This is a genomic window from Proteus genomosp. 4 str. ATCC 51469 (assembly GCF_003144375.1).
GTDB lineage: Bacteria > Pseudomonadota > Gammaproteobacteria > Enterobacterales > Enterobacteriaceae > Proteus.
In genome coordinates this window covers 1-11,187 of record NZ_PENV01000034.1, presented here as the reverse complement: position 1 = coordinate 11,187, position 11,187 = coordinate 1, and the positions used below count along the sequence as shown (strand labels likewise).

Below are 11,187 nucleotides of genomic sequence, written 5' to 3'. Positions count from 1 at the left end.
AGCGCCGACATAGAGGCGATAGATTGTAAGTTCCAAGTATTTAATAGACCAAAAGCAAAACGGCGACCATTAAAATCACGCTCAAACATAGCACGATAAAAGTCAAAAGATTGCTCTGCGGTGCCTAGGCCATAAGCCGTAGCACTAAGATTCAAATGGTTTTCAGCAAAACTCCAGATACTATCAATTGAAAAATAACTATTGGTGTTATCTTTTTGCTGTTTAATTTGGTTGTTATAGACGCCTAAATCATAGGTAGTTACTGCTGATATATTTCTTACTGTTGATTCGCCAAGCATTTCAGTGCGTGCTTTAACTTGTGTTGCAAGACCCGCTTCGCTGACATCTAATGTCATAATGAATGAGTTTAAATCAAACACAAGAGTGGCATCAGGTGAGAGTGTTATTTTCCCTTGTTGTCCAATTTGTGCATCTTTCAGTGATACAAGTGAGCTAATAATTTTTTCATTAATAGAAGCAACTTGAGAATCGTCACTCTCATAAGTTGGAGTGATGGAACTTATGGTAAGTTGATTGTCTTTAAGTACCACAAGTGCATCTGCAATTTTATTACGACTTTGTTCGTTTAATACAGATTGATTAGAACGGTCATAACGTAAATAGACTGGGATCGTCATTCCTTCTTCTAATGCAGTGGCAAAGACGCTAGGAATAATATAATTACCAATCTTTAAACTGGTTGGTTGGCTATATGTATTCTCGGACAATAGGAACATAGCAATGCCTAGTGCCACTACAGATTTACGCACAAGGAGTCCTTATTAAATTAATTTATAATAATAAAATCGTCGTTATGCCAAATACCAACAGTTGATTTTTTACTTTGAACATCCACTTGCTTTAACTTGACACCAAGACCTGGCATGACGTAATAGCGTTCACCACAACGATTATTTTCGTTTTTTGTCACAGCATCTGGCATGCAATCACCTGTAGCGACGGTACGAAACGAGCTGTTTCCTGTGTTGTAGACAATGCGAGCATTTTTATCGAAACGGTAATCGAATTTTTCTTGGCGAGGAGCAACCACTAAAATGGTGCTTATCATGGCAGACGTCGTTGCCGTTGCAGCTTTTGCACTTTGCGTTGATCCTGTTTCAGTTACCGGATCGTCACGCCACACTAAGCGATAGTAACGTTCTTGATTATCACTAGGGCCTTTATAGAAAATTTTAAAACTTTCTTTGGTTTTGCCAGGCAAAATTAAGTTTGCTGGTGAGATCAAAATCTCGTTATTGACTAAAGGGAGCACTTTTCCATCTTCTAAAGGTGATGAAATACGCTCAATAGACAATCCGACTAAACGTGCCTGATCGACATTATTTTCAATTTCTTTGGCAAGAATAGTTTGGTCAGATGGCATAGTTTCGGTAATGGCACCGACATGAATGGCTGCTGCAAATTGGCTATAAAAAACCAAAGGACTCAAACAGGCTAATATTATTTTTTTCATAGCGAATCCTTGAGGGAGAGCGAAAATTCGCTCACCCCTTAATTATTAAAAAACTAACTTTATGGCTTATGGAGTTGAAGTGAAGTCGCCTTCCCAAGTTGCAGTAAACTGAACTTTAACGTCACCATCCCAGTAACCATCAGCTAAATCAGAGAATTTAGCATCAGTACCAGCAATTTTTGCGGAAGCGATATTGAAGGTGAATTGGCTTTGGCCACTTACACGATCTTTACCGTTGTAAGCACCATCTTGTGCTAAGAAATCAAGGCCAGCAGAAGTACCTGCTGCTACGTCAACCATTGTGGTTTCTGTAGAGTTAGTTAATTCAGTGCCATTCCATTTAACACCAACAGTTAATTCACTGTTATCAGATGCACGCGTTAATTTATCGGTGATGATTTTTGATGTCAGTTTGAAGTCAGTTGCTTTTTCTTGACCTTGGATAGTGATATCGAAAGCACCATCTTGAGAGTTAAACGCTTTAATACCTTCTGCATAATAGAAAGTTAAAGATTTTAATGGTGTAACCACTAACATACTTTTAGTATCTTTGTATGCTTTAGCATCCCATGAAGCAACAGCGCTTGCTTTACGAGTATCAGCTTGAGCAAGAGTAGTTGCACCCATAATAGCTACAGCAAGAACAGCCAATGTCAGCTTTTTCATAAAATATCCTTTGATGATTATCTATAATAGATTGCTTTTATCTTTCTATTAATGAAAGAAATTAAATACACTGATACATTCTTAAAATAAAAGAATTTCTCTTTAAATAATTTCAAGAAAATATTTAAAGAATAACTCTTTTATTGATTGGTTTGAGGTGGGTATTATTAATGTCTTTTATTAAGCCTCCATAAATAAAAAGCTTATTCTTTATATTTAAATAAAATCAATCTGATTGTTATTTAATGTGTTTGTTTTTTTTAATTTAGATATAAATATAATTAAACATTATTTAATAGAATTAATTTAAACAATATAGGAAAATAAAGTGATAAGAATAATCCTATAAGTATTTTTTCTTAATTTTAATAAATAAGAAAATTTTATTAATTATGTCTACTTTTAACGTTTTTTAGTTATTTTTATGTATATTTAATTAGTATATTTTATGTTTTTTTGGTTTTTTATAATATTTATTATTCGAAATTTTTAGTTTTTTTTGTATAAATACATTCGATAATAGACTATGTGTATTATTTTATTCTGTTTTGTTGGGTTTGTTAGATTATAACTCTAATTATGACGATAAAATTACATGTTTACTCATTTTTTGAGTTGCGTTGTTTTTTATCTATAAAGTTTTCATATTTCCTATAAATTAAAACCAATAAACTATCTAATTACGATTTGTATTTTTCATTCAGAGTAAAAAATAATTACTTTATATTTATTGCATCGTCAAAAAACTATTATCATTAAAGGATTATTTGTCTTTTTTAGATAGTATAAAAAAGATTCAAATTAAAAATTAATTATATTCTGGTATTAGAAGAAGATTAGAAAATAGTAAGTTTATTTTTATATAATGATTTGGATTTCTTATTTTAAAAAGGAAATAAGAAATTATCTTTATCAGGTTGCTAGTTAGTTTTTTACGTTGTATTAAAGGTAATCGTGTTATTTCGAGGGTTTACCCGCACATGATAGTGCGGGTTTTTTTATGTAGTTAATTTAAAAAGAGGTTATGGTGCGATCGATTCAATAATCAGTTCACCTTTGTTTATATCTAGTTTTAGTTTCTGGGATTCAGTCACTTTTAATAGTGCAGGCCCTAAATTCACTAACATTGGTAAATGCATTTCAGTGGCTATAATGGCGCTGTGAGAACGACTATCACCTTTGGCTAAAGCAATACCAACTAATGGACTATCAGCTAATTGGATTAAGGTGGAAGGGAAAAGCTCGTTAGCCACCAAAATAGCCGGTTGTGATGGTGTAAATGCAGGGCGTGTTTTATCTTGCAATTGATAGAGAACTTGATTACGCAAATCACGGAGATCAAGTTCACGTGCCCGTAAATAAGGATCAGTAAGTGCACAATAAAGCTGTGTTCTCTCTTGCATTTCATCAGACCAGCTTTGTTGTGCGTTAATTTTTTCTTCTTTAATACGATCAACTACAGATGTGATTAATTCATCATCATCTAACATCATGATGTGGCCATTAAAAATAGCCCCAATATGTTCACCTAAGGTTTGAGTGGCTTTTTCCGCATACTGTTTTAGAACGTTTAATGTATTTTTGATGGCATGATTAAATTTGATGATTTGAGTGTCAACATCTATTGATTCAGACAAATTTTCTACGGGCGACAATTCAGTTTCGTGCCAAATAAAAGCTGGAGCTTTAATTTGGGCGACAGGGATTAAAATGCCTTTTAAGGTTGTCGTGTCAGAGTCAGAAGGGAGCTCTTCGCCAAAGCCATTTTGAGCGAGCTCAAGAAAGGCTGCGATTGCTTCATCTTCTTGCTCACCAGAAGCAATTAGTGTTATCTCATCACCTTGGCGAATTTGTATTAATGAGAGTTGATTTAAACTCAGAGGATTAATTCGTCTATCACCTTTAACTAATTGATAATCAGCATGAAAGGTAGAAAGTACCTCTACTAAGGTGGCAGCTGGTCTTACATGTAAACCATGAGGATTACGCACGACCCAGCTTGCCTCTTTACCTTGAATTTTGACGGGAGCATTAATATCATTTTTAGGCTGGACGAAGTTTTCGCCAAGCTGAATTTTTTTGGGGTATAACGAGTTTGAAGCTTCTTCAATGACTTTTTCTAAAGAAGCGCCAGAAGAAGCGGCAACAACTGCTGCAAGTGTACCTTCAACTAAAGGCGCTGAGCAGAGGGTGACTTTTTCAGCGAGCTCAGGATCAAGTAACTCAATCGCAGTTTCTGCACTTAATATTGCACTGCCTAAATCCATCATTACAACAATAGATTGTGCTTGAGAAAGCGATTCTATCGCCGTCATAATTTTAACGGCATCAGTACCAATTGTATGTTCTTCATCGTTGATACCTGCGGCAACTGCAAGTTGGCAATGAGCCGGATTAAGCATCTGACTGGCAAGCTCTGCCACACCATCAGCGAGATGTTTACTATGAGAAACAATAACAATATTTATCATGGTAGGCCTTTATGGTTTGCTTGTATTGGTTTCTTGGTCAGTTATGCATTAATGCTATTTGCAAGGGCTTGTATCATTAGCACAACAGATGCACTACCGGGATCTTTATGCCCAATACTGCGTTCACCTAAGTAGCTTGCTCGCCCTTTTCGAGCTTGCATTGGAATGGTATTTTCAGCGGCTTTTTCGGCCACAATGTGTGCTTGATCAAGGGCTTCTTTGATAGAAAGGTTTTGCTCATTAGATTGTTTTAATGACTCAACTACAGGCCACCAAACATCACACATGGTTTTATCATTGGGCTGTGCTTTTCCTCGGCTCACAATACCTTCTACACCTTCAGTGACCATTTCAACAAGTTGATTGAGTTCTAAATTTTGTAATGAAGCTGTCGGTTTTGCGGCACGAATAAAGAAGGTACCAAAGAGAGGCCCACTTGCTCCGCCAATATTTGAGAGTAACGTCATGCCTGTGGTCTTAAGGATCGTACCAATATCTTGATTTTCAAATTCAGGCAGTTTTTCAAGCACCTTTCTAAAACCACGATTCATATTTAAGCCGTGGTCGGCATCACCTATTTCACGATCTAAGTCTGTCAGATAATCACTATTTTGTTCAAAAAGTGATGCACATTGTTCTAACCAAAGAATGATTTGAGTATGAGTTAAAGCCATTTCGTGTTCCTTTTTTTGTAATTAAAGACTTATTTCACCATCGCCGGTGTATTAACAGGTGCATCCCATAAGGTAAGTAATTCGTTATCCACTTTTAATAATGTAATGGAGATCCCTGACATATCGAGCGAAGTGCAATAAGAACCAATTAAAGAACGTTCGATGGTTAAGCCGAATTTTTCACAGCATTGGGTTAAACGGTTATAAACACCATAAAGTTCAGATTGTGGTGTGGCACCTAGGTTATTAACTAAAACAATGACACGATCGCCAGATTTTAAAGGCTGTTTTTCCTGATTATCATCGATCCAAGTGCCGTTTTCACGATCCCAATTACGGATCACCCGTTGATAGTGGCCATTTTCAATTAAGGTATTAAACATGGCATCAACGGTATCATTCAGTGAAGTAAATTTACGGCGATCAATACCTGGCTCGCCATGGATCCCAACACCAAATTCCATTTCATTTTCAGGTAAAGTAAAAGAAGGTTTTCCTGCCGCAGGCACTGTACAGGCTTCCAAGGCAACACCGATAGAAAAACCATTGTTATTAATGTGATGGCCTAATTTAACCAGTTCATCAAGAGAGTCGCCTCTTTCAGCTGCCGCACCCAGTAGTTTTTCAATTAGTACGGTATTGGCAACACCACGACGTCCTGCGGTATATAAGCTATCTTTTACTGCCACATCATCATCAACTAATATTGTGGCAATTTTTACACCATCGTCATGAAGCAGTTCTGTTGCCGTTTCAAAATTCAGCACGTCACCCGTGTAGTTTTTTACGATCATTAAAACACCTTCACCGCTATCAATCTCTTTGGCGCAGTCATACATTTTATCTGGTGTTGGTGATGTAAATATTTCACCTGGACATGCACCATCGAGCATACCTTTACCTACAAAGCCGGCATGCATGGGTTCATGCCCGCTTCCGCCACCGGATAGCAGCGCAACTTTACCTTTTATCGGAGCATCTTTTCGCGTGACATAAAAAGAAGAAGGATGAAGTTTGATTTCAGGATGGGCCTTTGCAAAGCCTTGTAGTTGTTCAGATAACACGTCATCAACTCGATTAATCAGCTTTTTCATCTTAAATGCTCCATTTGAAATTTGTGTTTAGTCTTTAAACCAGAAATCAATTTTCTGGTCTATGCGGCTGACAAATTATTAAGTAAAGGATAGGCAAACACGTGGTGTTTGTATTATTTAAAACATAAGAATTATTTTCATTTAGTATAAAAATAAATCTACATCATTTATCTTTCTATAAGAATAGGTTAGTCAAATAACCTGCCAGAATGGGAGCAAGATCATAAAAATAAATGAAAAAGAGAGTATCTGATTGTGATGGTTACATGCCTTGCAAAAGAGTAAGTGCTTTCTCTCGCTGCTCTGGAGAAAGGTTTTTAATAACATCTAATAACAATGTATCTTTGTTTTTTGCGCTTGGCATAAGAGTATGGCTAAACGTGAGATTTAACACAAAGGTATGTCCACATTCAGGATCACGACAAGCACAATAGAGATCGGATAACTCTTTGTGTTTACGATTACTTTTCTTTATAAGCGCTTTTTCACCACATTCAGGACAAAAAATAGTTAACACACGCATCTCATTTTTCTCTTTGTTATGGGTATATTTCATACCTTCTATATTAGCTTAAATTTGTATTATAACCAGCCTATTTATTGTTTTTTTATATAAATACTTGTTTTTATGCCGTTTAAAGAGTCTTGAAACAAGTTTATTTGTTTTCATTAAGGTGGATAATTCGGTTATTGTCGGTTAAGAGTTGATAACCGAGGTTAACCGAACAAACTTACTAGCCTGAAATACAAACTTTGTAGATAATAGCTTCACGTTAAATCATACGGAGATGAACAACATATTGAATTTGTTATTTATTTGTTTTGTTGGTTTTCAGTGTGAGTGAATAATTAGACAAGGATGTCTATCGCAAATTAACAAGGAAGTTAGCAGTAATATAACTGAATAGCTTGTTGTTTATCGCAAATGGATATTGCGCATAGTTGAAATAAAAGGAACTTATGTTACCTCAATCAGGATTTATTCAGTTACACAGGGTTGTGGTTGCTGCTAATTCTTTACAGATTATCTGATGAATGTTGGGAGGTGAGGGTTCTTTTTACAGTTAAATAAAAAGTGATCAGAGATGAGGTGTATTCATGGATGAATATGACAACACATTAATATCGTTGGTGATCGTAGGCGCATTTATTGCATTAGGGAAGATGCTCGTTGCGAATGAAACAATGACATTAAGATTGTTCATCGGCAAAATTATTTTAGGCTCTGCAGTTTCTGTTGTTGCTGGTGCGCTGCTTATTTTATGGCCTGGAATTAATTCTGTCGCAGTAATGGGAATAGGCTCTGCGCTCGGTATTGTGGGTTATCAATTAGTCGAAATCTGGTTACGTAAGCGAGGTAATCAATTTTTTTCAGGAAAAGAAAAAGATGATACCAAGTAAAAAGTGCAACACATTTTCATCATAATAAAAGTCGGTAAAGTCAATTTTGTCTCGAATGACTAAGGAGTTAGGTCATGTCCAACACACTAGCGGTATATGCATGGATTGCACTAATGGCGTTTAGTTTGGGTTGGATTGCTCAAGGATGGCATCGAGATAATATAACGTTAGAACAGCGGATGTTAATAACGGCAATCGAAGATCAAGCAAGCATGGATGCTTGCTTTGATCTTCAACTTTTTCCTTCTGTATTAGAGGAAACTCATCCTTAATAGAAATAAAAAAACGCTTATTTCACTTAGTGAATGTCAGTCCCTGACCATTCTGCAAATACATTGACATAACCACGGGCTTCTACCACGCCAATCCAGTCTTCACCTTCCATTGAGAAAAGTGAAGCGCTTTCATTCATTGGAAAAGTCAGTTGCAAATCAGTACGATAAAAATACCCTTCTAATTGGTAAGGATAAGGCCATGTGGTTTGTGTCCATAACGCATCTTTAATGGAGATAGGCACATTATCGCAAGCTGCTCGATTTTTGACTTTAGAGCCACTGGCATCGGTATAAGTCAGATAAGCAGAAAAGGGGACATTCATTTTTTTATCTTTGGAGCTAAATAAACAATAAGATTGACCTCGGATTGTTGTTTTAGGTCCTTCAACCGCCGCAGTGATTTTATTTGCTTGGCGAAATGCACTGGTCGTGACGATATAGTCAAATGTTAATGGTGGCTCTTTATCACCCACTTTTCCTTCTCTATAAGGATTGTTGACTAATTCTTTAGAAACAATACTAATCCCATAATCACGAGGCTTGATAATTATCGTGTTCGAAGGAGTAAATTCATAAAATCCTGATTGAGGCACCGCAGTATTGGTAAAACTAAAGGTAAATAAATCTTGGCTCTTAGAGAGATCAACGTTGTTTTTAATTAATTTTTTGAAAAAGCTTTTTGTAAAATGGACATAAACACCCCCATCGCCAGGAGTGACTAAATAAGAGGCAATGGTTGGTGAAGAATAATAAAAGGTTCTTGATGTAGGTGTTGCTGAAAGAAGGATATCACTTGCTGTTGGCGTAAATGATAATGTCGTTGTATCTACTTTCATCGCCAGTCTCATAACATTTAAGCTTTCACCGCTTAGCTCATAATCGACCATCTTACAGACAACATTATCGCCAACAATTTCACAAAATTTAGAGCCTAAACCTAATACGGCATTGCCTTCACTATCGACAAAAATCTCTTGTAACGCATTGGTTGATTTTAGTCTTATATGCCCTTTTTTGGTAATTGCAAAACTTTGTTCAGTCACTCTACCGTTTACAGAGCGGCATGTTTGACCTAATGCAGGGTTGTAATCATCCTTGGTATAGCAGAAAAAATAACTAAAGTTTTCTATACTACCAACGGGTAGAGTTTGCATATATTGATAAAATGAATCAGAGAATATCGCCCTAGGAATACCCGCTTCACCACCATGAGTATTCATATAAGCACGATACATTCCATTGCTTAAAACCTGTTCAGGTCTTTGTATACCATCAGAAGGACAATCTCTATATGTTCGCCAGCAGCGGTTGCCAATAAATGGCATTTTAATTGGAGAGTTTTCTAACCAAATATCAAAGTAATTATTGATAGGTACTACGCCCGTATATCCCATGTAACCTAAACTAAGCTGGTCACTACTATATTTGGTAAAAACGTTAGCACCACTAAAACGGGGGTCCGTTTTTTGCGGTGTAATAAAATATTCGTTATCAATATTGTTTTCAATAAAAACAATATCATTGGTGTAGGTTACTGCATTACATGTGAATGTAGTAAAAAGGGCAAGTATTAATAATAGGTAATGTTTGAACATTATATGCTTTCCTTTAATTCCTGTTTACCAACGTAGTTTGCGGATCACAAATTACATCACCCACCCACAGCACACCCCGAGCTGATGACAAATCTAATTCAGCCTCACAAATTTGTTTATCATCTTGTTGTAATGAAATCACTGGGTAGCGTTTATCAACATCCATCGCAAATTGACCTTGGTGGTCGGTTTGAGTGCGACCGATATGGTTACGTACCTGCGCACTGGCTAACAGTGTGCCATCAGGCGATTTCATTCGACCAAATACGGTAACCATTTGTTTTAATTCAGGTTGATGTACTGCAACGTTACCCGGATAAAGCACTACGTTTTTCACTCGACCTGAGGCGATATCAAAGCTATCTTCACTGTTTTTATCATTGAGTAATTCGACCTTATATTCCGCATAAGGAGAAAGCGGAATAAAGTTATTGCTGCCGGATAAAACAAAGCGTTGACCATTGACGTTGGCGGCAATTTGCCCTTCACCATCAATGCCTGTTTTCACGATCACCCCAGATGTTTCTTGTTTACCACTGGCAGAGAAGTTCATATCACTATATGCCAATGAACCTCTAGCGGTTAACGTAGTATTTAAACGGTCATTATTAGGGCGACTCATGGTTAACGTACCTGCGCTGTATTTGGTATCGAACGAGCCGTAACCACTGACAGAGAAATCACTGTCAGTACCATCTTTATCATGTAATAAGGTTGATACTGATAAACCTGCGTTGCGAATAGCGGAATCTTCAAAGCTTTTTGATGCAGATAATTCACCACGCATATTACCATTACTGGATGAAACGCCGGTACTAAGCCATGTTGCGAGTGGTAATGAAAAATCCAGTGTGATGTATTTTTCGTTAGTGCTGCTTTGGTTATCGTAGTGATAACGTTGAACACCGGTACGCAAACTCATGCTACCGTAACGTCCGTTATAGAGTGTGGTGGAATATTCAAAGTTATTTGATTTGTTTTTATCGCGTAAATCTTTGGTATAGGAATAGGTAAATGATCCGGCATATTCCCAAAATTGAGTCAAATTGAGAGTGGTACCAAAAGAGTAATTATCAGAGTCATACATCGGGAAATTATCTTTGATATTCGCTTTTTCGCGATTAACCCATAAAGCACCAATTCCTTTAGGTAACGAGTAGTTAGCGGTAAAAATATTACGGTTACTACCATCTTTAGCAATTAATGACTGCCAACTGGTTGAGAGTGTATCTGTTAATTGTAAATTACTATTGGTTTCTAATACGGCAGTATTATCAAATGCATATGCCGAGCCTTGTAGGTTTAGGCCAGAAAAAACGCCTAATGTAATGGCACCTGCGCCCCCAACTAAGACCGTATTATCGCCACTGGTTGTACGATATTCATTATTGTTATTTTTAATCCGTTTTTTGTAATCTACATAGCCTGAGAATATTTCCCAACGAAACTCATTTAATGTTGCGCCTCGCATATTGAAGGTTTTATTCACTGTTTGAGCTTGTTTGGAGTGAACCTTACCGTCAATAACGACTTCGAC

Annotated in this window: 10 protein-coding genes and 1 pseudogene; 2 read left to right on the top strand and 9 right to left on the bottom strand. The window is 36.6% G+C overall.

Annotated elements, in window-relative coordinates; all coding sequences use genetic code 11:
* The 7 genes and pseudogenes from DK866_RS19525 to DK866_RS19495 form a co-directional block, all read right to left on the bottom strand.
* Positions 1–770: pseudogene (locus DK866_RS19525) on the bottom strand (fimbrial biogenesis outer membrane usher protein); the annotation flags it as partial.
* A gap of 17 nt (positions 771–787) precedes the next feature.
* Complete coding sequence (locus DK866_RS19520) at positions 788–1,474, bottom strand: hypothetical protein (protein WP_109410224.1); 687 nt, start codon at positions 1,472–1,474, stop codon at positions 788–790.
* Between the two features lie 66 nt (positions 1,475–1,540).
* Complete coding sequence (ecpA, locus tag DK866_RS19515; RefSeq protein WP_109410223.1) at positions 1,541–2,140, bottom strand: common pilus major fimbrillin subunit EcpA; 600 nt, start codon at positions 2,138–2,140, stop codon at positions 1,541–1,543.
* Between the two features lie 1,022 nt (positions 2,141–3,162).
* Positions 3,163–4,611, bottom strand: a complete 1,449-nt coding sequence (gene dhaM, locus DK866_RS19510) for a dihydroxyacetone kinase phosphoryl donor subunit DhaM (RefSeq protein ID WP_109410222.1) — start codon at positions 4,609–4,611, stop codon at positions 3,163–3,165.
* A gap of 41 nt (positions 4,612–4,652) precedes the next feature.
* Positions 4,653–5,285: a dihydroxyacetone kinase subunit DhaL gene (gene dhaL, locus DK866_RS19505; protein ID WP_109410221.1), complete on the bottom strand. Its 633-nt coding sequence runs from the start codon at positions 5,283–5,285 to the stop codon at positions 4,653–4,655.
* A 29-nt stretch (positions 5,286–5,314) separates the two neighbouring features.
* A complete protein-coding gene (gene dhaK, locus DK866_RS19500) occupies positions 5,315–6,379 on the bottom strand; it encodes a dihydroxyacetone kinase subunit DhaK (RefSeq protein ID WP_109410220.1) in 1,065 nt (354 codons plus the stop codon).
* Between the two features lie 262 nt (positions 6,380–6,641).
* Entirely contained in the window at positions 6,642–6,902 is a 261-nt protein-coding gene (locus DK866_RS19495) for an ogr/Delta-like zinc finger family protein (protein ID WP_023582814.1), read from the bottom strand.
* A 575-nt stretch (positions 6,903–7,477) separates the two neighbouring features.
* Between DK866_RS19495 and DK866_RS19490 the strand changes: the two genes are divergently transcribed.
* Together DK866_RS19490 and DK866_RS19485 are read left to right on the top strand one after the other, a co-directional pair.
* Positions 7,478–7,780, top strand: a complete 303-nt coding sequence (locus DK866_RS19490; protein WP_109410219.1) for a phage holin family protein — start codon at positions 7,478–7,480, stop codon at positions 7,778–7,780.
* Between the two features lie 74 nt (positions 7,781–7,854).
* Positions 7,855–8,052, top strand: a complete 198-nt coding sequence (locus DK866_RS19485; protein ID WP_109410218.1) for a hypothetical protein — start codon at positions 7,855–7,857, stop codon at positions 8,050–8,052.
* A 26-nt stretch (positions 8,053–8,078) separates the two neighbouring features.
* Here DK866_RS19485 and DK866_RS19480 read toward each other — a convergent pair whose 3' ends face one another.
* On the bottom strand, positions 8,079–9,650 hold the full coding sequence (locus tag DK866_RS19480) for a fimbrial protein (RefSeq protein WP_109410217.1): 1,572 nt from the start codon (positions 9,648–9,650) through the stop codon (positions 8,079–8,081).
* Positions 9,651–9,663: 13 nt separating this feature from the next.
* The coding region (locus tag DK866_RS19475) for a CS1-pili formation C-terminal domain-containing protein (protein ID WP_208624202.1) at positions 9,664–11,187 on the bottom strand (1,524 nt) is incomplete at its 5' end.